The sequence below is a fragment of the Thalassospira sp. A3_1 genome (assembly GCF_017744215.1).
GTDB lineage: Bacteria > Pseudomonadota > Alphaproteobacteria > Rhodospirillales > Thalassospiraceae > Thalassospira > Thalassospira lucentensis_A.
In genome coordinates this window covers 493538-517130 of sequence record NZ_JAGHQQ010000002.1, presented here as the reverse complement: position 1 = coordinate 517130, position 23593 = coordinate 493538, and the positions used below count along the sequence as shown (strand labels likewise).

23 protein-coding genes and 1 riboswitch are annotated in these 23593 nt (G+C 56.0%); of the genes, 14 read left to right on the top strand and 9 right to left on the bottom strand.

Going from position 1 to position 23593, the window contains the following annotated elements; translation table 11 throughout:
- Positions 1 to 19: 19 nt before the first annotated feature.
- The 6 genes from J7395_RS09375 (at position 20) to J7395_RS09350 (ending at position 5206) form a co-directional block, all read left to right on the top strand.
- Positions 20 to 793, top strand: coding sequence for a lysophospholipid acyltransferase family protein (locus tag J7395_RS09375; protein WP_097051112.1), 774 nt, complete (start codon positions 20 to 22; stop codon positions 791 to 793).
- Positions 790 to 2076, top strand: a complete 1287-nt coding sequence (locus J7395_RS09370; protein WP_209221300.1) for a 3-deoxy-D-manno-octulosonic acid transferase — start codon at positions 790 to 792, stop codon at positions 2074 to 2076. Before J7395_RS09375 ends, J7395_RS09370 begins: the two co-directional genes overlap by 4 nt.
- Positions 2063 to 3034 carry a tetraacyldisaccharide 4'-kinase gene (gene lpxK / locus J7395_RS09365; RefSeq protein WP_209221299.1) on the top strand — a complete coding sequence of 324 codons (972 nt, stop codon included), beginning with the start codon at positions 2063 to 2065 and terminating at the stop codon, positions 3032 to 3034. The genes J7395_RS09370 and lpxK overlap by 14 nt, the downstream gene beginning before the upstream one ends.
- Positions 3027 to 3926 carry a lauroyl acyltransferase gene (locus J7395_RS09360; protein ID WP_209221298.1) on the top strand — a complete coding sequence of 300 codons (900 nt, stop codon included), beginning with the start codon at positions 3027 to 3029 and terminating at the stop codon, positions 3924 to 3926. Before lpxK ends, J7395_RS09360 begins: the two co-directional genes overlap by 8 nt.
- Before the next feature lie 93 nt (positions 3927 to 4019).
- Positions 4020 to 4625 carry a hypothetical protein gene (locus J7395_RS09355; protein WP_209221297.1) on the top strand — a complete coding sequence of 202 codons (606 nt, stop codon included), beginning with the start codon at positions 4020 to 4022 and terminating at the stop codon, positions 4623 to 4625.
- A gap of 95 nt (positions 4626 to 4720) precedes the next feature.
- Positions 4721 to 5206 (top strand): MarR family transcriptional regulator, encoded by a 486-nt coding sequence (locus J7395_RS09350; RefSeq protein ID WP_209221296.1) that lies wholly within the window; start codon positions 4721 to 4723, stop codon positions 5204 to 5206.
- 16 nt (positions 5207 to 5222) lie between these two features.
- Here J7395_RS09350 and J7395_RS09345 read toward each other — a convergent pair whose 3' ends face one another.
- Genes J7395_RS09345 through xseA form a run of 3 tightly spaced genes read right to left on the bottom strand, consistent with a single transcriptional unit; the run spans position 5223 to position 9303 of the window.
- Positions 5223 to 6770, bottom strand: coding sequence for a gamma-glutamyltransferase (locus J7395_RS09345; protein WP_209221295.1), 1548 nt, complete (start codon positions 6768 to 6770; stop codon positions 5223 to 5225).
- 29 nt (positions 6771 to 6799) lie between these two features.
- A complete protein-coding gene (locus tag J7395_RS09340) occupies positions 6800 to 7660 on the bottom strand; it encodes a M23 family metallopeptidase (protein ID WP_209221294.1) in 861 nt (286 codons plus the stop codon).
- The gene (gene xseA, locus J7395_RS09335) at positions 7660 to 9303 is read right to left on the bottom strand and encodes an exodeoxyribonuclease VII large subunit (protein ID WP_209221293.1); all 1644 of its coding nucleotides are present in this window, start codon (positions 9301 to 9303) and stop codon (positions 7660 to 7662) included. The genes J7395_RS09340 and xseA overlap by 1 nt, the downstream gene beginning before the upstream one ends.
- Positions 9304 to 9416: 113 nt before the next feature.
- On the opposite strand from xseA, the gene purD reads away from it, so the two are divergent.
- A complete protein-coding gene (purD, locus tag J7395_RS09330; protein ID WP_209221292.1) occupies positions 9417 to 10700 on the top strand; it encodes a phosphoribosylamine--glycine ligase in 1284 nt (427 codons plus the stop codon).
- A 23-nt stretch (positions 10701 to 10723) separates the two neighbouring features.
- On the opposite strand, the gene J7395_RS09325 is transcribed toward purD, so the two are convergent.
- The 4 genes from J7395_RS09325 to J7395_RS09310 form a co-directional block, all read right to left on the bottom strand.
- Positions 10724 to 11506, bottom strand: a complete 783-nt coding sequence (locus J7395_RS09325; protein ID WP_209221291.1) for an ABC transporter ATP-binding protein — start codon at positions 11504 to 11506, stop codon at positions 10724 to 10726.
- Positions 11503 to 12543 (bottom strand): iron ABC transporter permease, encoded by a 1041-nt coding sequence (locus J7395_RS09320; protein ID WP_209221290.1) that lies wholly within the window; start codon positions 12541 to 12543, stop codon positions 11503 to 11505. Before J7395_RS09320 ends, J7395_RS09325 begins: the two co-directional genes overlap by 4 nt.
- 8 nt (positions 12544 to 12551) lie before the next feature.
- The gene (locus tag J7395_RS09315) at positions 12552 to 13592 is read right to left on the bottom strand and encodes an ABC transporter substrate-binding protein (protein ID WP_247742074.1); all 1041 of its coding nucleotides are present in this window, start codon (positions 13590 to 13592) and stop codon (positions 12552 to 12554) included.
- A gap of 210 nt (positions 13593 to 13802) precedes the next feature.
- A riboswitch (cobalamin riboswitch) is annotated at positions 13803 to 14000 on the bottom strand.
- 68 nt (positions 14001 to 14068) lie between these two features.
- Positions 14069 to 14986 carry an AraC family transcriptional regulator gene (locus tag J7395_RS09310; RefSeq protein ID WP_209221288.1) on the bottom strand — a complete coding sequence of 306 codons (918 nt, stop codon included), beginning with the start codon at positions 14984 to 14986 and terminating at the stop codon, positions 14069 to 14071.
- 168 nt (positions 14987 to 15154) lie between these two features.
- Between J7395_RS09310 and J7395_RS09305 the strand changes: the two genes are divergently transcribed.
- The gene (locus J7395_RS09305; protein ID WP_181850075.1) at positions 15155 to 15901 is read left to right on the top strand and encodes an SDR family oxidoreductase; all 747 of its coding nucleotides are present in this window, start codon (positions 15155 to 15157) and stop codon (positions 15899 to 15901) included.
- Positions 15902 to 15925: 24 nt separating this feature from the next.
- The gene (locus J7395_RS09300; RefSeq protein ID WP_062950683.1) at positions 15926 to 16273 is read left to right on the top strand and encodes an Atu4866 domain-containing protein; all 348 of its coding nucleotides are present in this window, start codon (positions 15926 to 15928) and stop codon (positions 16271 to 16273) included.
- Between the two features lie 114 nt (positions 16274 to 16387).
- On the opposite strand, the gene J7395_RS09295 is transcribed toward J7395_RS09300, so the two are convergent.
- Positions 16388 to 17749: an adenylate/guanylate cyclase domain-containing protein gene (locus tag J7395_RS09295; RefSeq protein WP_209221287.1), complete on the bottom strand. Its 1362-nt coding sequence runs from the start codon at positions 17747 to 17749 to the stop codon at positions 16388 to 16390.
- A 186-nt stretch (positions 17750 to 17935) separates the two neighbouring features.
- On the opposite strand from J7395_RS09295, the gene J7395_RS09290 reads away from it, so the two are divergent.
- The gene (locus J7395_RS09290; RefSeq protein WP_209221286.1) at positions 17936 to 19537 is read left to right on the top strand and encodes a glucan biosynthesis protein D; all 1602 of its coding nucleotides are present in this window, start codon (positions 17936 to 17938) and stop codon (positions 19535 to 19537) included.
- A gap of 49 nt (positions 19538 to 19586) precedes the next feature.
- Here the strand turns inward: J7395_RS09290 and J7395_RS09285 are convergent, their stop codons facing one another.
- Positions 19587 to 20039 carry a nucleoside deaminase gene (locus J7395_RS09285; RefSeq protein WP_037991063.1) on the bottom strand — a complete coding sequence of 151 codons (453 nt, stop codon included), beginning with the start codon at positions 20037 to 20039 and terminating at the stop codon, positions 19587 to 19589.
- Positions 20040 to 20302: 263 nt separating this feature from the next.
- Here J7395_RS09285 and J7395_RS09280 point away from each other — a divergent pair, with 263 nt between their 5' ends.
- The 4 genes from J7395_RS09280 to J7395_RS09265 all read left to right on the top strand — a co-directional run bounded on the left by J7395_RS09280 (position 20303) and on the right by J7395_RS09265 (position 23544).
- Positions 20303 to 21025 carry a gamma-glutamyl-gamma-aminobutyrate hydrolase family protein gene (locus J7395_RS09280; protein ID WP_209221285.1) on the top strand — a complete coding sequence of 241 codons (723 nt, stop codon included), beginning with the start codon at positions 20303 to 20305 and terminating at the stop codon, positions 21023 to 21025.
- Positions 21022 to 22320, top strand: a complete 1299-nt coding sequence (locus tag J7395_RS09275) for a pseudouridine synthase (protein ID WP_209221284.1) — start codon at positions 21022 to 21024, stop codon at positions 22318 to 22320. The genes J7395_RS09280 and J7395_RS09275 overlap by 4 nt, the downstream gene beginning before the upstream one ends.
- A 6-nt stretch (positions 22321 to 22326) precedes the next feature.
- Positions 22327 to 22902 (top strand): 16S rRNA (guanine(966)-N(2))-methyltransferase RsmD, encoded by a 576-nt coding sequence (gene rsmD / locus J7395_RS09270; RefSeq protein WP_209221283.1) that lies wholly within the window; start codon positions 22327 to 22329, stop codon positions 22900 to 22902.
- A gap of 66 nt (positions 22903 to 22968) precedes the next feature.
- The gene (locus J7395_RS09265; protein WP_209221282.1) at positions 22969 to 23544 is read left to right on the top strand and encodes a helix-turn-helix transcriptional regulator; all 576 of its coding nucleotides are present in this window, start codon (positions 22969 to 22971) and stop codon (positions 23542 to 23544) included.
- The last annotated feature ends 49 nt before the right edge of the window (positions 23545 to 23593 follow it).

Genomic DNA, 23593 nt, shown 5'->3' with positions numbered 1-23593 from the left:
ACATTCGGGATAAACTGGCGTGCAGTTGCATAAGCGGATCATAAAAAGCGATCAGGCGCGTAGCACTTTGTGCTGGCTTGCGGCAGCCTATATCCGGTTCGTCCGGCTCACCGGCCGCTGGCATACTGAAGGCGGGGATCATCCCGCCCATTTCCTGACAGAGGGCAAACCATTTATCGTGGCTTTCTGGCATCAGCGTTTGCTGATGATGCCCTATACATGGCGTTCGGTTGCCGGTGACCGCCCGTTTAACATGCTGATTTCATCGCATCGCGATGGTGAAATCATTTCCCGCACCATCGGTCATTTCGGGATTGCCACGATTGCAGGGTCAACCGGGCAGGGCAAAGGTGGTGCGGCAGCGTTGCGGCGCATTCTGAAGGCGCTTAAATCCGGTGAAGTCGTTGGCATGACCCCGGATGGACCACGAGGACCGCGTATGCGGATTTCGGATGGCATTGTGCAGGCGGCAAAGCTTGCAGGCGTTCCGATTTTCCCGCTGACCTATTCGGCATCAAACCGGCGCGTCTTTGGCAGTTGGGACCGGTTCGTGCTGCCGCTTCCGTTTTCAAAAGGCGTCTTTAGCTGGGGCGATCCGATCCATATCGGACGGGATCTGGATGATGCCGGGCTGGAGGAAAAGCGGCTGGAGCTTGAAGCGGCCCTGACTAAGCTGACACAGGAAAGCGACCGCAAACTTGGCCTTGACGTGATTGAGCCCGCCGGACCGGATGAACTTCCCAAACAGAAGCGTTCGGCCATGGCAGCGGCAGAACAGGAAAGCGCCAAATGAGCCTGTTTTACGCCTATCGCGTGGCGACACGGCTTTTGGGTCCGGTACTTGGCATTTATCTGCAACGGCGCAAAAAACGCGGCAAGGAAGATGCAGGACGGATCGGTGAACGGTTCGGTCATGCCAGTGCATTGCGCCCGAAGGGGAAGCTCGTCTGGATACATGGTGCCAGTGTTGGCGAATCCCTGTCATCCCTGCCGGTGATTGATGCCATTCGTGCGCGTTTTCCCGAAACCTCGATCCTTGTCACCACCGGCACCGTTACGTCGGCGGCAATGATGTATCAGCGCCTTCCGGAAGGGGTGATCCATCAGTTCATCCCCATTGATCGGCAGGTTTGCGTTGCGCGTTTTCTGCATCACTGGAAACCGGATGCGGCTCTTTGGCTTGAAAGTGATTTCTGGCCCAATATTCTGACCAAGGCCAAGAAGGCAGGGACAAGACTGGCACTGCTTAATGGCCGCATTTCGGCCAGAAGCTTTAAAAGCTATTCACGATTTCCATCCTTCATCACGCCGGTCATTTCCGCATTTGACCTGATCCTGACGCAAGGAAGCAAGGAAACCGAACGGTTCGTTTCCCTTGGCGGCAAGGATGTGCGCGCCGTCGGGAACCTGAAATTTGCAGCCCCCCCGCTGCCGGTCGAAGCCGACGCCCTAACCGAACTGCAATCGCAGATCGGCACCCGCCCGATATGGCTTGCGGCAAGTACGTTTGAGGGCGAGGAACTGGCCTGCGCACAGGTTCATCAAACGCTTTCCCCAAAGCATCACGGCCTTTTGACAGTTATTGTTCCCCGCCATCCGGATCGTGCTGATGAAATCGAAGCGGATCTGATTGCCCAGGGATTGCGCGTTGCCCGCCGAAGCCTGGAGCACAAAATCACCGAAGATATCGACATCTATCTTGGCGATACGATGGGCGAGATGGGGCTTTATTACCGGGTTGCACCGGTTTGCCTGATCGGAAAATCCCTTTGTGCGTCCGGCGGGCAAAACCCGCTTGAACCGGCACGGCTTGGATGTGCCATTCTGCATGGCCCCGATATGAGCAATTTTAGCGAGATCAGTCAGGAACTTCTTACAGCACACGCCTGCCGACCGGTTGCTGATCGTGACGACCTGACAAGGCAGATTGATATTCTTCTGACCCAACCGGAAAAGGCGAGCGCACTGGCAAATGCCGCCTTGGCATATGCCAATTCAAAGGCCGAGGTTCTCGAACGAACCATTGATGCGATCACCCCGCTTTTAACCGGGGAGGTTGCCAATGCGCGCGCCTGATTTCTGGCTGGCAGACGGCTGCATGGCCAAGGCACTGTCGCCTTTTTCCCTGCTGTGGCGCGCAGGTGCAGGCATTCGGGCGATGACAACAACCATGCGCCATCCGGGATGCAAGGTTTTCTGCGTTGGCAACTTTACCATCGGCGGGGCCGGTAAAACACCGACCGCAATCGCGCTGTATCACACGTTGCACAAAATGGGCATTCAGGCCCATTTCCTGAGCCGTGGATATGGTGGTCGGGAAACCGGCCCGCATCGTGTTGATCCGATGAAGGACACAGCAGCCGATGTCGGGGACGAGCCACTGCTTCTGGCGCGAACGGCGCCGGCATGGATTTCGCGGGACCGGGGCATGGGCGCCGAAACGGCCAGAAATGCGGGTGCCGAGGCCATCATTCTGGATGACGGACTGCAAAATCCATCGTTGATCAAGGATTGCAGCTTTGCGGTTGTCGACAGCGTTTTCGGGATTGGAAACGGTCGCGTCATTCCCGCAGGCCCGATGCGCGAAACCCTTGAACAGGGATTGGCCAAAGTTCGTGCGATCATTCTGATCGGTGATGGCAATCCGCCGTTTCTTAGAAACCTGCCCGCGTCGGTTCCGGTTTTGCGCGCCCGCATTGTTCCCTGCAACGGCGCCGAATTTGCCGGTCGCAGGGTTCTCGCCTTTGCGGGGATTGCCCGCCCGGCCAAATTCCATGATAGTCTGCGCGCAGTCGGTGCCGATATTGTTGCGACCGTCGACTTTGCGGATCATCATCCGTTCCGTGCGGCCGAATTGGCGGAGCTGCATCAAAAAGCCAAGGCGTTGAATGCCGATTTGGTCACGACAGAAAAAGACCTGATGCGCTTGCCTGCCGGGCAGCGGAACGGCATAAGCACCCTTGATATTGTGCTGGAATTCGAAGCCCCGGACCAGCTGGAGAAAATAATTACGGCGGTGTTGTCCGATGCCTGAACGCAGTGCCTTTTACCAAGCACGACAGAAATATATTTCCCACCCGTTGCAGGGATTGGCAGCGCATCTGATTTATTGGCTTTTTGCTGCCATGCCGATTGATATGGCATCAAACGCGGGTGGTACATTACTGCGAAAGTTTGGCCCCAAACTCGGCCAGACAAAAAAGGCACGAAACAACCTGACACGCGCATTTCCGGAAAAATCCCCGGAAGAGATCGAAACGATCATCTTTGACATGTGGGAAAATCTGGGACGTAACGCGGCTGAAATCCCGCATCTGCATAAATTGCGCCCGGGAGGCCCAAGGATCGAGGTTGTCGGCCTTGAAAACGGCATGGCCTCGAAAGATGATGACAAACCGGGTGTTTTCTTTACCGGCCATATCGGCAACTGGGAAATCGGCATGACGCTGGCAACCGCGATGGATATGGACATGATGTGTGTCTATCGCGCCCCGGATAATCCGTGGGTTGATCAGTTATTCATTCGTGCCCGCAAGACTTTCCGCGGTCAACTGGTAAAAAAAGGGGCACAGGGTGCCCGCCAGATTACCAAATACATGAAAGAAGGCGGGCATGTCGCGATGCTGGTCGACCAGAAAATGAATGACGGCATTGCCGTCCCGTTTTTTGGTCGTGATGCCATGACAGCCCCGGCATTGGCGCAGTTTGCGCTAAAATATGACTGCCCGGTAGTACCGGTCAGGGTGGAACGACTGGGCGGTGCCTATTTCCGCATGACATTTTATCCGGCACTCGAAATTGTCCCGACCGATGACCGTCATGCCGATATTCTGCGCATCATGACCGAAGTTAATGCGATCATGGAAAGCTGGATTCGTGACCGACCCGCGCAATGGTTGTGGCTTCACAGACGCTGGCCGAACTGATCATCGTTAATCGCACTTGGCATTAACCGAATGGGAACACCCTTGCAGCAGACTGGTGGATACCTCTCCACCTTGTCCGGGGGAAGTTCCCTTTTGCTGCGTTTCGTCGTCCCGCTTTTTCTGATTTTTGTTGGTTCAATGTTTGCCGTCTGGCCGTCATTCGCGCTGGAAGGTGATGTTGGCAAGATAGAAAGCAGTTCAAAGAATGTGCGGATACGGATTGCCGAACTTGATCTGCAATTGCAGACACATCTGCGAGAAGCCGTTGAGAAGTTCGGGGATCGCCAGATCGAGTGCGGCAAGAGTGCCGAGAAAAAGCCGCTGTCTGATTGCATTGCCGAAGACGGTGATGATCTGACCCAAACCAGACTGTCAATCGCGCGCACCAAAGATGGCGACGTGAAAGACGGCCCGCTTGACGAGCTCGCCGCGACCGAAGAACGCTTTGCGGTGTTCATCGAACGCATGAACAAAACCAACGATCTTCTGTCCCGTGCCGGGGCAAAGATGTATCGAACGAGTTTCGATATCACACCGGAAATGGACCAGTTGCGCCGACAGGTTATCGCCTATGTCGAACGCAAACAGGAATATGATCTGCGCCTCAATCAGGCCATGTTGATTGCAGGTGTGACACTTGTCCTGATTGCCATTTTCGCGATGATTTTTTTTGCCACACGACGCATTCGGGGAAATTAACAGCGATCATAATTTGTCGCAGGACAAATTGCATTGATAATGCGATCAATCCCCTTTACCGAGTGGCGTAAGAGCTATCGCCCGAGGAAACCATAATGACACAGGCCTACTGGCAGGACATTCTGGTCGCATTGCGCCAGATCATCCGCGCAACCGATCTGCATTCCAAAAGAATGATGAAAGCCTGTGGCCTGACCATCCCGCAGGTGATGGTCCTGCGCGCGATTGACGAATTGCAGAACGTCACGGTGCGTCGCATTTCCAATCATGTGTCCCTTAGCCAAGCGACGGTTACAACAATCCTGAACCGCCTTGAACAGCGCGGGCTCGCAGAGCGTCGCCGCAGCACCACGGACAAGCGTGTGGTCAATACGGTTCTGACAGAGGCAGGTCAGAACGTATTAAAAGCAGCCCCCACCATGCTGCACGAAGAATTCATATCGCAGTTCGATGCCCTGCCAGATTGGGAAAAGACGCAGCTTCTGTCATCCATGCAGCGGGTCGCGACAATGATGAATGCGGAAAAGATTGATGCGGCTCCGTTGCTTGACGTCCGCCCTGCAGACGAAATTCCGCGTTAAGCTGGTTCAAGCCGGATTACAGATCGGTAATCACAACTTGATGGCCATTGCGTCGGGCATCCCCCACCGCATTGAATTTTGTGCCATCACCACTGACCTTGGCGGCGTGAACACCGCCAAAGAACATATCCTCCGCATCCCAGCGCTGCTGGTCTTCCAGGCTCAGCCCATCCAGAAGCGAACCGTCAAATCCCGGTTCGACGGACAAAAGACTGTCTTCGACATGAAGTCGCGGTGCCGCCACAGCCCCATGCAGGGTCATGTCATAGGCATCGATATTCAGCATCACCTGCAACATGGTCGAACGAATGCGGTTTGACCCGCCAGAGCCAAGTGCAATCGCATCACCATTGCCCGCCAGATACAGGGCCGGGGTCATCATTGACGTCATGCGCACACCGCACGGCCAGTGATGGAAACCGTCAGGCGACAGATCGGCTTCGCCCAGCATGTTGTTGAGCATGATCCCGGTGCCCGGCACCATCCGCCCGGAGCAGGACCCGTTCGAAATTGTCGCGGCGGCAAGATTGCCATCGCCATCAACCACGGAAATATGGGTCGTGCCATTCTGGCTAAGCGGGCGTTCGCCGATCATCGACCGGTAGGATTCGCAGAACTCGTCGGCAAGGATTGCGGGGCTTGCGCCATATTCGCTACGTGCCAGCCCCGTGGCATGAAGAATGCGCGAAATCGCTTCAAGATGACGGGCCGATCCAAATGCCCCGAGCTCAATTTCGCGCGCAAGCTTAAGCCCGAACCCGACCAGAACCCCGCCCGATGCAGGCGGCGGGTTTAAAACAAACCGTCCGTTGCGTCCGGCAATCAATAGCGGATCACGGACCAGAACCCGATATGCCGCCAAATCAGCGCCCGTAAGATAGCCACCATATTCCCGGCATTCGGTCACAAGCGCATGACCAAGATCGCCGTGATAAAAACCGTCCGAACCGGTTCGCAGCAGATATTCGATGCTGTCGGCCATATCTGCCTGACGAAGAATGGAGCCCTCATCCGGCAATTCAAATCGGTCTTCATCCTGATGTTCCGGCGCACCGAAAACCGCCCGGCTGTCTTTGGAAAAGGCCAGAAGCGGGGTTACGATCCCCATGACGTATCGCTGAAACGCATCCAGCCTGACCCCGTCGCGAGCCGACGTAATTGCCGGTTCGGCCAGCATCGCCATCGGCAATGATCCAAGATCGTCATGCAGCTTGAAAATACCGGCAACCACACCCGGCGTTGCAACCGAACCGTATCCACCGTGAAATTCCTGGGTGACGCCACCGGCAAATGTCGCAAACCGGCTTTCAAATTCAAGTTCCTCGCGCGGGCGTTTGGCAAGCGGGGTTTCGACAAAGAAATCATAAAGCCGAGGCGGTTTTCCCGCCGGACGGGTCATGACAAACCCGCCCCCACCAAACGACGCCAGAACCGGCTCCGCCACGCATGCCGTCCACATCGCGGCGGTCACCGCGTCAAAGGCATTGCCGCCAGCCTCAAGCACATCGGCAGCCGCGCGTGCTGTGACATCATGTCCTGCGGCGACGGCTCCGTGCTTTTTCATGGCAGACGTTCCCTATTGTTTATCCATCATCAATTGCTGGCCTTTGCCTTTGCGGCCTTTTGTGCGTCTTCCATCGGCGGCACAAGAAGGGCCGCGTCAACACGCGCATCCCCGACATTGATCCGCCAATCCAGATGCGGCCCGGTTGCCCGGCCGCTTGCCCCGACCTTGGCGATAGGATCACCCCGACGAACCACATCACCAACTTTCACATCGATTTCCGACAGATGCAAAAAGGCTGAAACCATGCCAAGCCCGTGATCAATAAACAGGGTCGCCCCGGAAAAATACATATCGGGATGCGCCAGCGTCACAATCCCGTCAGCCGGTGCGACAACCTGTGTTCCGGTCGGAACGGCAATGTCTATCCCCCAATGCGGGGCACGCGGTTCACCATTCAAGATGCGTTGCGATCCGTATACACCGCTGATCGGGCCGAGAACCGGCCAGATAAAGCCGTTCTTGTAAAATTCCTGGGTAAATCGTTCGACACGTGCTTCGCGGGCCTGACGCGAATCATCCTTGATCCGTTCCATAACGTTCGGGTCCGGTGTCACCATCTTGGGCGGCAGGCCATCAATCCGCTGGATATCAAATTCGCGATCCCCGATATCATAGGCGTATTCTTCGACTGCCCCATCAGCCTTGCGCAGGGTCAGCTTGGCGGAGCCTTCGTAATCGCGTGGAAAGCCAAGGATAAAGGCCCCATCTGGCCCGATCGTATCAATCGCCTTGCCATCCAGAAGGATGCTGCTTCCGGGCTCGGCCTGCCCGAACACGATGCCGCCCTGAACAAACTGGCCCTCATAGGTTGGCTCGGCCGCGATAGCACCGAAACACGATACAATCAAACCGGTTGTTGCCAGAAACGTGGTCATTCCGAAACGCATCACAAAAGGCTCCCTTGCCTGTCATCATCTTTGGGGGCCGGGTCTTTTTTCCGGGCCGGTTTCGGTTTGGATGCGGATTTCGGCGCGACTGTGGCAACCGGTGCCGCCTCGGGCTCTCCAGAGGAATACGTCCCTGCTGTTACATCGGCACGTCCATCCTGCATTTCCAGAATGTAACCCTGCCCGGCAATCAGATCCGACGCCCTGCCGATCAATCCCTCGTCCGCACCGCGCACCACGGCAAAACCGCGTTTCAGAACATTGCGATAGGAATAGCTTTCCAGAAGACGGTCATAACGTGCCAGACCTTCGGCTTCGCGGTTCAGGATATTTTTAACCGCCGCCTGCATCCGACCAGCCAGATCGCCGATCTGTTTGTGATCACGTGCGATATCGCGTTTGGCATTTGCCGGGCGAAGTCCGGCTGCGGCCTGATCAAGGCGGGCCCTTTGCATCTGGATGGCGGACTTGATCGCCCCATCCAGCCGCAGACCAGCATTTTCCAACCGTCCGCGTTTTTCCGAAAGCTGTTCGCGCGGACTGACCAGCCGTGCCCCAGCTTCGTTCAGACGTGCACGCGCCTGCTGTAAAACACTGCCTGCCGCACGCGGCAGTCGATCCGACCAGTTATCAAGGGCCTGACTGCGTTCTTCAAGCATCCGGCGCGGATCGCCAAGACCACGCGCAAGGCTTTCAAGGGCTGTGCGTTTTTCCACGCCAAGCCGACGGACGGCTTGGGTCAGACGAAGGCCGTCTTCCTCGACCTGACCGATCAGATCAAGCCGCACGGGAACGGCCTTTTCCGCGGCCCCCGTCGGGGTGGGCGCGCGCAGGTCGGACACAAAATCAATCAGGGTGGTATCGGTTTCATGACCGACCGCCGAGATCACCGGAATGCCGGATTCCGCCACCGCACGGGCAATGATTTCCTCGTTAAACGCCCAAAGGTCTTCCAGCGATCCGCCACCGCGCGCGACGATCAGGACATCGGGGCGCGGAATATTGCCATAGGGCAAAAGATCATTGAAACCGCGCACGGCCTGCGCGACCTGTTCGGCGGCACCGGTTCCCTGCACCACCACGGGCCATAACAAAACACGGCGCGGAAACCTTTCACGCAGCCGATGCATGATATCGCGGATAACCGCCCCGGTTGGGGATGTTACAATCCCGATGACATCAGGTAGGAACGGGATCGGCTTTTTGCGATCCGCATCAAACAGTCCTTCGGCGGCAAGTTTCTTTTTGCGTTCTTCCAGAAGCTTCAGAAGCGCGCCTTCGCCCGCGACTTCCATCGTTTCGATGACAATCTGGTATTTCGACCGGCCCGGGAATGTCGTCAGTCGCCCGGTCACAATGACTTCCATGCCGTCTTCGGGTGCAAGGCCAAGCTTGGATGCCTGCCCGCGCCAGCAAACACCATCCAGCACGGCCTGATCGTCTTTGAGGGCCAGATACATGTGACCGCTGCTTGCGCGCTTGAAGCCGGAAATTTCGCCGCGCACACGCACAAACGAAAACGCATCCTCGACCGTGCGTTTAAGCGCGTTGGAAAGATCAGAGACCGAAAATTCCGGCAGATTTCCCGGTTTCGCGGGTTCTTCGGGCATGGGAGCGAACGGGTCGAACAAATCTTGCGTCATCAAGGGCACTTTATGCTAAAAGCCCGCATAAATTTTCAAGCGGGATGGGGTGCAAGCCTAGTTCATCCCGTCTGGACCATCAAGCAGTCGGACACGTAATCGAGGTTAAAATCATGAAGGTTCTGGTCGTTGGCGGTGGCGGACGTGAACATGCATTGTGCTGGGCAATTGCCAAGAGCCCGCGGCTGACCAAACTTTGGTGCGCGCCGGGCAATGCCGGGATTGCCGATTCCGCGCAATGTGTTGCCATTTCCGATAGCGACATTGACGGCCTTGTGAAATTTGCCACCGACAATGCGGTCGATCTGGTAGTTGTCGGCCCCGAGGCCCCGCTGGTCGCGGGCCTTGTAGACGCGCTGGATGCGGTTGGCATCAAATCGTTTGGCTGTTCCAAGGCTGCCGCACAGCTTGAAGGCTCCAAAGGTTTCATGAAGGACATGGTCGCAAAGTTTGGCGTGCCATCTGCGGCCTATGGCCGTTTCACCACGCCTGACGATGCGCGGGCCTTTGTTGAAAAGCACGGTGCGCCGATCGTTGTCAAAACCGATGGCCTTGCCGCGGGCAAGGGTGTGACGATTTGCCAGACAGTTGACGAAGCCTTTGCTGCCATTGACGAATGCATGGTTGGTGGCAAGTTCGGCGATGCCGGTGCGGAGCTGGTGATCGAGGAATTCATGACTGGCGAAGAAGCATCCTTTTTTGCCGTCTGCGATGGCGAAAACGTCATCCCGCTGATTGCAGCACAGGATCACAAGGCCGTTGGCGAAGGCGATACCGGCCCGAATACCGGCGGTATGGGTGCCTATTCCCCGGCCCCGGTCTTTACCAAATCTGTTGAAGGCAAGGTCATGGAACAGATCATTGTTCCGACCGTCAAGGGCATGGCCGCCGAAGGCCATCCGTTCAAGGGCGTCCTGTTTGCCGGTCTGATGATTGACGATGCGGGCAATCCGAAACTGATCGAATACAACATCCGTTTTGGCGATCCGGAATGCCAGGTTCTGATGACCCGCCTGAAATCGGATGTACTGGATATCCTTGATGGGGCGGCCACCGGCAAACTCGATACCGTCAAACCCGAATGGCATGATGAAACCGCCATGGTCGTTGTCATGGCCGCCAGGGGGTATCCGGGCAGCTACGAAAAAGGCACCGAGATCAGAAACGTCGCCGATGCGGATGCGATGGACAAGGTCAAGGTCCTGCATGCGGGAACGAGAATGGATGGTGACAAACTGACCGCGACAGGTGGTCGTGTTCTTGGCGTTACCGCACGTGGCACGTCGGTGACCGAGGCGCAGAAACGCGCCTATGAAGCCGTTGACGCCATTAACTGGCCGGGCGGTTTCTGCCGCCGTGATATCGGCTGGCGCGCGATTGCCCGCGAACAGAAGTAAGCCTTTGAATTAAAAAGACCGGGTCATGCAGCCCGGTCTTTTTTCATGCCTGCGTGATAGCGCACCGCACATTCACCATTCGGGCCATGCTCGATGGTTGCCTCGACACCGAACACATCGCGCAGATTTTCCGATGTCAGAATGTCGGCAGGACTGCCAATCCCCACCAGTTCCCCATCACGCATCATGGCAATCCGATCGCAATACATCGCGGCATGGTTCAGATCGTGCAGGGCTGCGACCACGGTAACCGGCAATTCGCGCACCAGTTCCAGTAATCCAAGCTGATGGCGGATATCCAGATGGTTTGTCGGCTCGTCCAGCAGAAGGAATTTCGGTTCCTGCGCCAGCGCGCGCGCAATATGAACCCGCTGCTTCTCGCCGCCCGAAAGTGTATGCCAGAACCGGTCGGCCAGATGGGTCATGTCGACATCACCAAGGGCGCGGTTAACAATCGCATCATCCCGTTCAGACCAGGGTGACAGCATGCTGAGATATGGTGTGCGCCCCAGTGCGACTGCCTCGCGCGCGGTCAGGCGGTCCGTGGTATCGGCCTGCTGTTCGACAAAGCCGATCTGCCGGGCCAGTTTGCGACGGCCATGCTTTTTCATGTCCTGCCCTGCCAACATCGCGCGCCCCTGATCAGGTGGACGAATACCGGCCAAAACCGACATCAAACTTGTTTTGCCCGATCCGTTCGGCCCGATCAGGCCCAGAAACTCGCCCGGTTCAACACGGAGCGAGACATTTTTGATGATCTTGCGAAAACCGGCAGACCAGACGACATCGCACAGTTCCAAACTCATCGCAAAATCCTTCCGTGACACAGGATCAGGGCAAAGGCCGGGGCCCCGACAAGGGCGGTAATCACCCCGATTGGCAAAACCTGCCCCGGAACGATCACGCGTGAGATGACATCGGCACAGACCAGAAACAGTGCGCCAATCAATGCCGATAGCGGTAATAGCAGCCCATGGCGCGTTCCGACAAAAAAGCGCGCCGCATGCGGGATCACGAGCCCGACAAAGCCGATGGAACCAACGATACTGACCATTACCGCCGTCATCATCGCGGCCGCGGCAATCAGGATCGCATAAACCCGCCTGACCGGAACACCAAGCGATGCGGCGGATTCACGACCAAACGTAAAGGCATCAAGTGCGCGTGCATGCCAAAGACACACGACAAGCCCGACAAGAGCCACGGGTAAAGCCAGCCACACATCGGGCCAGCGCACGCCGCTAAGATTGCCCAGAAGCCAGAACATGATGCCGCGCGCCTGCTCGGCACTGGCCGATTTGGTGACGATAAAGGATGTCAGGGCATTGAACATCTGCGATCCGGCAATCCCGGCCAGAATGATCGCCCCCGTACCGCGCCCGGCCTGTAATGCCAGAAGGGTCACAAAGGCGAATGCCGCCACTGCGCCGATAAATGCCCCAAGTGACAGTGAAAGCATCCCGGCCCCAAGACCTAGGATCACGATGCTGACCGCACCGGTCGAGGCACCGGCTGAAATGCCCAGCAAGTAAGGATCGGCAAGACTGTTACGCAAAAGCGCCTGCAGGACCGCCCCGGAAAAAGCAAGTGCCGCCCCGCAGCTTGCGGCGACGATTGCGCGGCTAAGTCGGTAGTTCCATATAATACCGGCATCAATCGCATCCACCGGATACCCGGCATCCCACAAATGATTGGCAATCGTATTGATCACCGTGCCCACCGGGATCGCTGTTTCGCCCACCGATGCGGCAACCGCCAGGACCGCAGCCAGCAACATCAGCGCGGCAAATGCCACGCTGATGCGTTTCAAGAAAACGGGGCTGGAAATGATATTCCCGATCATTGGCCCGATCACTGGGTCGCCTCGAACGCCTCGATTGCCTTGGCCAGCGTTTCAATGCCCTCGATTGTCCGCATGGTCGGGTTCATCGACTGGGCATCCATGACGACAATATTTCCGCTTTTGACGGCACTCATCTGGCTGGTTACCGGATCGGCTTTCAGGAACTGCATTTTCAGTTCCCAGTCATCGGCCGGAAAACGGCGACGATCCATTTTGCCAATCGCAATGATATCGGGATTGGTTCGTGCGATGGTTTCCCACCCGACTGTGGGCCATTCATCGTCACTGTCGATGACATTGTCGACACCAAGGATCGACATGACATAGGCCGGCGCACCTTTCTGACCGGCGACAAACGGATCAACATCGATTTCAGCACTGGAGAACCAGAACAGGGCCGAAATGCCCTTGCCGTTGACGGCGGCGACTTTTTCACGTGCGGCTTTTTCGCGGGCTTTGAAATCGGCAATCAGTTCGGCGCCACGTTCCTCGACATCGAAGATTTTCGAAAGGTCATCTATCCCCTGATAGATCTGATCCATGGAAAAGGCATCGATTCGGGTTCCGTCGCCGCCCGTAGTGTTGTCCTTGCCCATACAATCGGCTGGTGCGGTATAGACCGGGATTGAAAGTTCGGCGAACTGGTCAATCGTTCCGACCTTGCCATTCGGGCCGATATGCCATTGGAACTGGGTTGTGACCATATCGGGTTTCTGGCCGACCACACTTTCAAAGCTGGGATCGTTGTCTGCCAGACGCGGAATGGTGGCGTTGACGTCGCGAAACTGTTCCTGCACCGGGCCAAGCCATACGGCCGTTCCAACCACCCTGTCGGCCAGCCCCAGAAGATAAAGCAGTTCGGTGCTGCTTTGGCCCAGCGATACGACACGGTTCGGGGCCTGATCAAAGGTCAGAGTCCGACCACAATTTTCCAGTGTAAGCGGATATTCCGTCGCAGATGCGTATTGCGCGAAAGAAGCCAGTCCTGCAGCAAACACCCCGACTGCAAGAACCCGTTTGTTAAGTTCGATCACTTTGCGTCCTTTCATGGATATACCGATCCGGAATTTCATTCCCGATCGGGCATATCAAACCAATAAATGTTATGTTATAACATAACAACAAAGTTACTATGGTCAAGAGACTTGCAAAGGTGCTGAAAAATGGCGGGAAATGTCAGAACCCGAAAGCAGGCAGAACGCATTGCAACCTGCGTGAGACGGTGACATGTACCGACATCCTCCGGGGCACCCCGCCCGGTCCGTCGTCGTCATGTCAGCAGGTCTCCTGGCTCGCGGGTCGCTGTGCTTTCCTGCCTTCCCGGGAAATATCCCAGTGGCTTTCAGAAGAAAAACACTCACCGCCTACAGTTGCGGGGGCAGCTTCGGTTAACCGTCCTAGCAGACGGCTTCGAATTCCCTTTATCCTTGTCGGATACTGACATCAATTGATGTCACATAGTCACACAGACCCGTCAAGAGAATTGCAAACCGGTCGCAATCATCAAGGGTCAGGATCTGGTTTCCTAATAGGCGTTCGCTGCCGCCGTACCATCCCCGCCCAGTCGTCCAAGGATGGCCGATACATCACGCATGGGCGGTGCGCCAAACATGCGGGCATATTCGCGACTGAACTGTGATGCGCTTTCATATCCGACTTCATAGGCCGCAGTCGCCGCATCCTTCATTTCCGTCAGCATCATCTGGCGCGCCATCGTCAGGCGAAGGCGTTTCTGATACTGAAGCGGGCTCATGGATGTTACCTGCTTGAAATGATGATGGAAGGAAGACGGGCTCATATTTGCCTGTGCCGCAAGATCATCGACCCGCAGTGGTGCTGCAAAGTCGTCCTTCATCAGACGGATGATCTTGGAAATGCGCTGCATGTTGCTGCCGCCCATTCCGATTTGTGCAATCCGTGCCCCCTGAAGGCCACGCAGCAGGCGATAATGCACTTCGCGCAGAAGCATCGGCGCCATCACCGAAATATCGTCTTTCTGATCGCACAGGCTCAACAGGCGCATCACGGCATCCAGCAAGGTATCGCTGGCATCATCGACATGAAGCCCACAATCGCTTTCGGATGCGGATCCGATCTGAAGATCGATCTGGGTTACAAGGTCACTTAGCATCTGGCCGTCAAGTTCAATCGACAAACTGCGATAGGGAAGTGCTGCACTGGCATTTGTCACACAGCCGACAATGGGCAGGTCAACCGACGCCACCAGATACTTTCCGGGCGCGTAACTGAAAACCGCCTCGCCCAGAGTGACCTCTTTGGCACCTGACGCGATAATACAAAGGCATGGCTTATAGATTGTCGGGACTTTCATCGATGGCCCGGTTGCACGATACAGGTGCATCGCACTCACCGGCGTCTGGGCAACGCCTTCTCCTTCGCAGTATTTGTCAATCAGTTCAGACATCTCTTCGAATACAGACATCACCAAACTCCTTTGTTTCTCTAATATGAACTATACCGATCCGGACTGTACTGAAAAGCGGTTTTCGTACCGTTCGGAGGATCAGGCAATTGATCAAGAGTTCTGTGTATTCATCAAATTGCTGTTTGCACTCACATTGAGCGCCATCAACCAAACACGGAGGATGTCATGTCGCTTATGTCCAGCAATGTTGAAAACAAGGTCGTCGTTATCACCGGTGCCAGCAGCGGGATTGGCGAAGCCACGGCAAAACTTCTGGCTGAAAATGGTGCAAAGGTCGTTCTGGCCGCCCGCCGCACGGCCAAACTCCATTCCATCGTCGCCGAGATCGAAGCCGAAGGCGGCACCGCCACATGCCGCGCGGTTGATGTCACCGATGCCGACGATGTCGAAGCACTGGTCTATTTCGCCAAAAACACCTATGGCCGCGTTGATGTGATGTTTAACAATGCCGGCGTCATGCCCCTGTCGCCACTTGCCGAACTGAAAATCGACGAGTGGAACAAGATGATCGATGTCAATATCCGTGGCGTTCTAAACGGTATTGCCGCCACCCTGCCATTGTTCAAGGAACAGGGCGGTGGTCATATCATCAACACCGCATCGATCGGGGCGCATCTGGTATCGCCGACCGCCGCGGTTTATTGCGCCACCAAATATGCCGTATGGGCCATTTCAGACGGTCTGCGTCAGGAAAGCCGGGATATCCGCGTTACCATGGTTTCGCCGGGTGTTACCGAAACCGAACTTGGCAACGATATCACCGATGACAGCGCCAAGGGGTTCCTCGGTGAATTGCGCAAAACCGCCCTTAGTCCGATTTCGATTGCATGGTCTGTCCTTTATGCAATCGCCCAGCCCGACAGCGTCGATATCAACGAGATCATCGTACGCCCGACGGCATCGGCATATTGATCCGTACCGCCCAAGGAGGCCCGCATGGCACGTCATATGTTTGCGTCTTCCATCACCAGTCTTCTGATGCTGTTTTCCAGCACAGCCACCGCACAGGAGGATACCGTCATGTCCGGTACCGCGTCGAACGATCCGCATCCCTATGTCGGCATGTGGGTCACGGCAGACGGTAACATCCGTCAGGAATTGCTGGCCAATGGGCGTTATGACGAGGCGCGCGGCAATCGTCAGTCCGCCTATCAGGGACGTTACGAAATTTCAGGCAATCACATCGATTACTGGGATGATACCGGCTTCACCGCAGATGGCTATTTCGAAGATGGTGTTCTGTATCACGCCGGAATGGTGATGTATCGCCAGCCGCTGCAATAGATATTCTGATTTCAGAGCCCCACTGCACCGGTTAACCCGATGCAGACCCCGCAAGGAACGGTATCCGATGAATGGATGCCGTTCCTTTTTCATGGGTGAAATCTTTAACGATGATCAGCTCGCTGTCGCGGGCACATTACCGGTCGGGACATTCAATTCGCCAGCGGCTGCAAAGGTGAACAGATCAATCGGTTCGGAAAGCCCGCGCACATCCATTTGCCCGATTTTGCGAAAATTATCCGTAGCAAGATACTTCGTCGTTGTCCCCGAAATCAGAACATCGGTCCCGAGTTCCTTGTTCATGACTTCGAGCCTTGCGGCAAGGTTCACCGTATCACCATGCACGGTGTAGCTTTGCCGCCCACCACCACCGACACTTCCAGCAATCACCGTTCCAGTACAGATACCAATCCGGGTTTGAATGCGAATACCGGCAAAATCGCGCTGATGAACAAGATCATTGATCTCGCGTGCGGCCCGGATGGCACATCCGGCATGGTCGTCATCCTCGACCGGGACATTGAATGTCGCCAGAACGGCATCACCCTGAAACTGCGTAATCACGCCATGATGACGGGTGATGATCTGTGACACCGCATCGAAATATGCATTCAGGACTTCGACAATTCCTTTTGGCCCGATAGTTTCTGTCAGCTTGGTGAAATCGGCCACGTCCGCAAACAGGATGGTTGCCTCACGCTCAATCGGGGACAGTGTCCCGCGTTTGGAAATCAGCACCTCGGCCACGGCGGGCGGCACATATTGTCCGAAAATATCGGAAATGGCGCTGCGTTCCTGCTCTGCCTCGATCTGCCGGCGAACCGTATGGCGCGCCCGCCACATGACCAAACCAATCAGAATAGCAACAATAACCAGTGCCAGAGCTTCCTGTACGCGGCTCCAGGCACCGATAAAATCGGGGCTGAAGAAATAGGTCACAAAGGTCTGGGTATCGGGCGATGTACCAATATCCTGCCAGTCATAGGTTTGCGTCATATCGCGGATGGCATAAAGGAACGCGCCAAGCCATCCGGCGGCACCGCAAATACCGGCCCATAAAACAAGCCCCGGTGAAAAGCTGAATGCGGCAACACCAAGAATGATGAAATAAAACGGGAAGATCGGTGTGCGGAAAATCACCGCCTGGGGCAGATCGACATTATCAAACACCGGCTGCGTCGCAATCAGAAGAGACAGGAAGCCGATATCAAGCGCAATGAACAGATACTTGATCCAGTTCCGATCATAGGATGATCCGATAATCCGGTAATGGATAATGCCAAACCCGGCAAAGACACCAAGCGCAATCAGATATTCAATGGCACGTAACGGGTCGCCCGACCGCGACGCCACAAGCCAGACCCCCATCAGGATCAGCGCGACCAGACGCCCCTTGATCGCCAGTCGCAGGCCTTTCTGTTCCGCCTCGTGGAAAATGGCTTTCTGCTCGGGCTTTCCCATAACAGTTTGCTGCATGAACATGCCTTTCTGCGATGGCGATCCCGCCATTTTAATGATTGCAAGTTTATTTAGGCAGACATCGAACATACCGCTATGCGAAAAATGCAGATATTACGATCTTGAATTCGCCATGTTTTATCCCGATTACGTCCACACTGTCCGGTATAGTTCCGGACATCTTAAATTAACGGGACCTGATTGATGACGACTTCTGTGGAACGCAGACGATTTCTGAAATCCATGGCCGCTGCCGGGCTGATCCTGCCGGGTATGTCGCTGGTCAATGGCGCATCGGCGGCCAACGAAAAACTTGATCTTGGCGAACCGCAAAGCTTCAGCTTTGACGCCCTGATCAAACGCGCCGAAGCCATGTCAAAATCGCCTTATGAACCGCCTGTCGCCCCCGATCCCGAAATTGTCGGCAAGATCGATTACGACATCCACGGCAAGCTGCATTATAAACGCGAATTTTCGCCCTATGCCGATGGTTCGGGCACCTACCCGCTGACTTTCTTCCATCTGGGCATGTATTTCGCCAAACCGGTTCACATGCATCTGGTTGACGGTGGCAAATCGCGCGAAGTGGTTTATACGCCCGACTATTTCGACATGCCCGAAGACAGTATCGCGCGCAAGCTTTCGGAAAACAGCGGCTTTGCCGGTTTCCGTCTGCATGAAAATGTCGAACGTGATGACTGGAAGACCCAGGACTGGGCGGCATTTCTTGGCGCCTCCTATTTCCGTGCGATTGGCGATGAAGGCCAATATGGCCTGTCGGCGCGCGGCATTGTCGTCAATACGGCAACGTCCCAGCCCGAAGAATTTCCCGATTTCCGCGAGTTTTATATCGAGCCCGCGAAATCGGCCAACGCCCCGGTCACGGTCTATGCCCTGCTCGATGGTCCCAGCATCACGGGTGCCTATCGGTTCTATCTGACGCGCGGCGAAGGTGTGACGATGGATGTCGAAAAACACCTGTTCCTGCGCAAGGATATCGAACGCCTCGGCATCGCCCCGCTGACCAGCATGTTCTGGTATTCCGAACAGAACAAATCGTTCCGCTTTGACTGGCGCCCGGAAGTCCATGACAGTGACGGGCTGGAACTTTGGACCGGGAATGGCGAACGCATCTGGCGTCAGCTGAACAACCCGGAAATCATCCGTACATCGGCATTTGGCGATAAAAACCCGCGCGGGTTTGGCTTGATGCAGCGGGATCGCGAAGTCAGCCATTATCTTGACGGTGTGCGTTATCACCGCCGCCCCAGCCTGTGGGTCGAACCGCTTGGCGCGTGGGAAGACGGTGCCGTGCAGCTTGTCGAAATTCCGACAGATGACGAAATTCACGACAATATCGGCGCTTTCTGGGTGCCAAATGCCCCGGCCAAGGCAGGCAACAGCTATCAGTTCCGTTATCGCCTGTATTGGCAGGCCAATAACCCGTTCCCGATGGACAAGCTTGCCCATGTCACAGCCACCCGTATGGGGCGCGGCGGCAATCCCGGCACGGTCCGTCCGAAGGATGAGCTGAAATTCTCGGTCGAGTTCGAAGGTGAAATCCTTGGAACCCTTGCCTATGGCGAGTTCCCGGAAGTCATTGTTTCAACCTCGCGCGGGGAAATTGTCCGTACAAAGATCGAGCCGATCATGGATACCCGTATCTGGCGTGCGGCGTTTGACCTTAAAGTCGAGGGCACCGAGCCGGTTGATTTGCGGATGTATCTGAAACGCGGCGATGCACCGCTTAGCGAAACCTGGATGTATCAGCATCTGCCGGGATTGCGCGGACAGACACGCGAATAAGAACAAAGGCCCGTCATTTTGGCGGGCCTTTTACTTTTTATCTTGGGCCTTAGCGTAGTGACCCAAAGAATTCCTTCAGAAGCTTGCCTGCCTCGACCTCGCCGATCCCGCCGTAAACTTCCGGGCGGTGATGGCAGCTTGTGCTTTCGAACACCCGCGGACCATGATCAATGCCACCGCTTTTGGGGTCATAGGCCCCGAAATATACCCGCCGCAGACGGGCAAACGAAATTGCGGCGGCACACATCGGGCAGGGTTCAAGCGTGACATACAAATCGCAATTGGGCAGACGCGGTTCGCCCTTGGCCCCGGCAGCGGCACGGATCACAAGGATTTCGGCATGGGCCGTCGGATCATTGAGTTCCTCGGTCAGGTTACCGGCACGTGCAAGCACCTCGCCACTATCGGCATCGACCAGAACCGCACCGACCGGCACTTCACCACGCCTTGCGGCGGCGCGCGCCTCTTCCAGCGCCATATCCATATAGCTGTCTGCGCTCATGATTTGCTTTCCATCCCGGAATAATGAGTTGGCCACAGCATCATCATACCCGGCCCATCGCACTGTCTGTTGACTGTTTTTCTTGAGTTTAAAGGATATGAGATTGCAATCTGTGCAAGGATCGGTCAAGCGGTGATAAGATCATGGCCGATTGCACATATGCGTGAATTGCCGTTGCCCTTCTAACGCACCGGGGTTAGTTTCCGGCCAAATTCGCTGCATCATATACTGACACAGCCACCACCAACGGGATTTGACAGACCATGAGTGCCAGAAAACCGATCATCGGCATTACCCTTGATTCCGAGGAACCCGGTGGCTATTCCAAATTTCCATGGTATGCGCTGCGTGAAAACTATGCCGGTGCGGTCACGGCGGCGGGTGGCATTCCCATGCCCCTTCCCCACGAGGTTGAACTGGTTCCCGATCTGCTGGAGCTGATTGACGGGCTTGTGGTCACCGGTGGCGCATTTGATGTCGACCCCAGCCTGTTTGGTGCCGAAGAACGCCATGATACCGTGGTGACCAAAGACCGCCGCACCAAGTTTGAATGGGCGATGGCCGAAGGTGCGCTGAAACGCAATATGCCGGTTCTGGGCATTTGCGGCGGGCAACAATTGCTAAACGTGATCCTTGGCGGATCATTGATCCAGCATATTCCCGACAGTGTTGAAAACTGCCTGCCGCATGAACAACCCAACCCGCGTAACGAGCCGGGGCATGATGTGACTGTCGAAGCAGGTACCCTGCTTTCGCGCATTGTCGGCGATGTCAAAAGCCTGTCGGTCAATTCCGCCCATCATCAGGCCGTGGATAAGGTCGGCCCGGATGTGATCATCAATTCCCTTGCCCCTGATGGCGTGATCGAGGGGATTGAACATCCGGGATATCGTTATTGTCTTGGGGTGCAGTGGCATCCCGAATTTCATATCAGTTCGGGCGATGCGAAAATCTTCGACGCCCTGATTTCCGAGGCCCGCAAATGAGCGACCAGACCCCGAACCCGACAGAAGATACCGAAGAAAGCAAACCCGAACGCATTGCCAAACGCATAGCGCGTTCCGGCGTTTGTTCGCGTCGCGATGCCGAACGCATGATCGAGGAAGGTCTGGTGAAGCTGAACGGCAAGGTGCTTGACAGCCCAGCCGTAACCGTCACCGACGAGGACGAAATTTACGTCAATGGCAAACCGTTGCCGCAAAAGGAAAAGCCGCGCCTTTGGCGTCTGTTTAAAAAACGCGGACTGGTCACCAGCCACCGTGACGAACAGGGCCGCGATACGGTTTTCGAACATCTACCAAGCTATATGCCGCGCGTGATTTCGGTCGGCCGTCTTGATCTGAACTCCGAAGGCCTTTTGCTGCTGACCAATGATGGCGAGCTTGCCCGTTATCTTGAACTGCCCGCCACCGGATGGGCACGCCGGTATCGGGTGCGCGTCCATGGCCGGATTGATGAGGCAAAACTCAAACAGCTTGAAGACGGTGTTACGGTTGACGGTATCAATTACGGTTCGATACAGGCCGAAGTTGATGTTCAGAAAGACAGCAATGCCTGGATGACCGTAACCCTTCGCGAAGGTAAAAACCGCGAAATCCGTCGCGTGATGGAACATCTTGGCTGGCCGGTAACCCGTTTGATGCGTGTGTCCTATGGCCCGTTCCAGTTGGGTAACTTGGCACCCGGCGATTGCGAGGAAATCACCGGCAAGGTGATGAAGGAACAGCTGGCTGCGTTCTTCAAAGGCGATTACAGCAAGGTTTCCGAAAAGAAATCGGTCGCACGCGGTGGTACCGGCCGCCCCAAGGCACCGCGCACAGTGTTTGGCAAACCAGCCGCGCCGCGCCGTCGCCAGCAAGGCAACAACCCGAACGCCGTCACCGATGACACCCGGACTGAGAACAGCTTTGAAAACCGGACACGTCCGGGCAACCGCGCCAGACCGGCCGTCGCACGCGGAGAGGTATCGCGTGGTGGTCCCGCACGTGAAAATCGTGAAAACCGCGAAGATCGTAACGACCGCAGCACACGAAACGACCGGGACAATCGTTTTGATGATCGCGACAATACAAACCGCCCGGCCAACAAAGGCCGCGGGCGTTATGCGCCCGGTGGCAAAGCCGGTGGTGAACGTAACAACGATGGAGGAAAGTCGTTTGCCGGTCGCGGCAAGCCGTCTGGCAACCGCGGCAGCATTGCCGATGGCAAACCCGGCAACCGCCCTGCAGGGCGCAGCGGATCGAAACCGGCGGGCAATCGTCCGCGCGGCAAAAAAGGTTAAGGCAGAATGCGGATTGTTGGCGGAAGTCTTCGCGGGCGGCTTTTGACCGCACCAACCGGGCGCGATACGCGCCCGACACTGGATCGCGTTCGCGAAGCCCTGTTTAACATCCTGACACATGCATCGCGCTGGTACGAGGACGACCAGAACCCGCTTTATGACGGGCTGGTTCTTGATGCCTATGCCGGTTCCGGCGCGCTGGGACTTGAAGCCATTTCACGTGGCGCGCAAAAGGCGGTTTTCTTTGACCTTGATCGAGGTGCGCTTGCCGCCATCGAACAGAATATTGCCGATTTGAAATTGGGTGACAAAACCCGCGTTCAGCGCGCAGATGCAACCAAGCCACCGCGCGCGCCAGAACCCGCCAGTATGGTGTTCCTTGATCCGCCCTATCATAGGGAATTGCTGGGACCAAGCATTACGGGACTGGCAAATGCAGGATGGATCAATGCGGAAACGCTGATCATTGCCGAACGCGATCCGCGCGATCCAGTGCCCGAAATTGATGGACTTGAAATCCTCGACAGCCGCAAATATGGCCGTTGCCAGATCGATATTTGCCGCCTTGGCGCAGCGGCTTGAGCCTTTATTGAATTCCCGGCTGTGTTATGGTGGTCTGCCTTTCGAAAAGTCAGGCCGTGTTGAGTGATGAAGTTACTGACCCCGACAGCACCCGATCCTGAATTTGGTCGCCGCCTGCGCCAATGGCGCCGCGAAAGCGAGATCAAGCAATCGCGTCTTGCCGATATTGTCGGAGTCACACAGGCAACCGTGTCACGTTGGGAAAAGGGTTTGCAAACGCCCGCCCCGCTTCAGATCGACCTTTTGCATCAGATGATGACGCGCAACCGCAATTTCCGATTGGATCAGGCGATCAAACGGCTGGTGATCCATTCTCGGCAACGTGTTCATCTGATCGAGGATCGCAGCCATCGTTTGCTGTGCGCATCGGGACCGCGTGAAAAGGAATGGCAACGGGATTCTGGTGATCTTCTTGGCACATCCCTTTGGCGCTTTGCCACGCCGGAAATCGCACAGGCGGAAAAACGCCTGCATCATATGGGCTGGCACGAAGATCAGGCCGATCATCTGACTTTCGAAACATCCGGGCGCGACGGCCCACCGATGCCGATTGTCGATAAATTCATCCTGTGGGAACGTTTTTTCCTGTCCGACGGTACCGCCGTTCGTCTGACCACCGGTTTTGATACATCGCCCGTCTAACCCCTTCACGCATATTTCATACGTGGATCGCCCAAGCGGGTTTCCGGTA

Bases quoted from the DNA above. Each gene is read 5' to 3' on its own strand.
- J7395_RS09360 (WP_209221298.1), top strand. From the start codon at position 3,027: ATGCCTGAACGCAGTGCCTTTTACCAAGCACGACAGAAATATATTTCC.
- purD (WP_209221292.1), top strand. From the start codon at position 9,417: ATGAAGGTTCTGGTCGTTGGCGGTGGCGGACGTGAACATGCATTGTGC.
- J7395_RS09300 (WP_062950683.1), top strand. From the start codon at position 15,926: ATGGCACGTCATATGTTTGCGTCTTCCATCACCAGTCTTCTGATGCTG.
- J7395_RS09295 (WP_209221287.1), bottom strand. From the start codon at position 17,749: ATGCAGCAAACTGTTATGGGAAAGCCCGAGCAGAAAGCCATTTTCCAC.
- J7395_RS09275 (WP_209221284.1), top strand. From the start codon at position 21,022: ATGAGCGACCAGACCCCGAACCCGACAGAAGATACCGAAGAAAGCAAA.
- J7395_RS09350 (WP_209221296.1), top strand. From the start codon at position 4,721: ATGACACAGGCCTACTGGCAGGACATTCTGGTCGCATTGCGCCAGATC.
- J7395_RS09320 (WP_209221290.1), bottom strand. From the start codon at position 12,543: ATGATCGGGAATATCATTTCCAGCCCCGTTTTCTTGAAACGCATCAGC.
- J7395_RS09370 (WP_209221300.1), top strand. From the start codon at position 790: ATGAGCCTGTTTTACGCCTATCGCGTGGCGACACGGCTTTTGGGTCCG.
- J7395_RS09340 (WP_209221294.1), bottom strand. From the start codon at position 7,660: ATGCGTTTCGGAATGACCACGTTTCTGGCAACAACCGGTTTGATTGTA.
- J7395_RS09315 (WP_247742074.1), bottom strand. From the start codon at position 13,592: ATGAAAGGACGCAAAGTGATCGAACTTAACAAACGGGTTCTTGCAGTC.
- J7395_RS09325 (WP_209221291.1), bottom strand. From the start codon at position 11,506: ATGAGTTTGGAACTGTGCGATGTCGTCTGGTCTGCCGGTTTTCGCAAG.
- J7395_RS09305 (WP_181850075.1), top strand. From the start codon at position 15,155: ATGTCGCTTATGTCCAGCAATGTTGAAAACAAGGTCGTCGTTATCACC.
- J7395_RS09310 (WP_209221288.1), bottom strand. From the start codon at position 14,986: ATGTCTGTATTCGAAGAGATGTCTGAACTGATTGACAAATACTGCGAA.
- rsmD (WP_209221283.1), top strand. From the start codon at position 22,327: ATGCGGATTGTTGGCGGAAGTCTTCGCGGGCGGCTTTTGACCGCACCA.
- J7395_RS09285 (WP_037991063.1), bottom strand. From the start codon at position 20,039: ATGAGCGCAGACAGCTATATGGATATGGCGCTGGAAGAGGCGCGCGCC.
- xseA (WP_209221293.1), bottom strand. From the start codon at position 9,303: ATGACGCAAGATTTGTTCGACCCGTTCGCTCCCATGCCCGAAGAACCC.
- J7395_RS09290 (WP_209221286.1), top strand. From the start codon at position 17,936: ATGACGACTTCTGTGGAACGCAGACGATTTCTGAAATCCATGGCCGCT.
- J7395_RS09280 (WP_209221285.1), top strand. From the start codon at position 20,303: ATGAGTGCCAGAAAACCGATCATCGGCATTACCCTTGATTCCGAGGAA.
- J7395_RS09265 (WP_209221282.1), top strand. From the start codon at position 22,969: ATGAAGTTACTGACCCCGACAGCACCCGATCCTGAATTTGGTCGCCGC.
- lpxK (WP_209221299.1), top strand. From the start codon at position 2,063: ATGCGCGCGCCTGATTTCTGGCTGGCAGACGGCTGCATGGCCAAGGCA.
- J7395_RS09345 (WP_209221295.1), bottom strand. From the start codon at position 6,770: ATGAAAAAGCACGGAGCCGTCGCCGCAGGACATGATGTCACAGCACGC.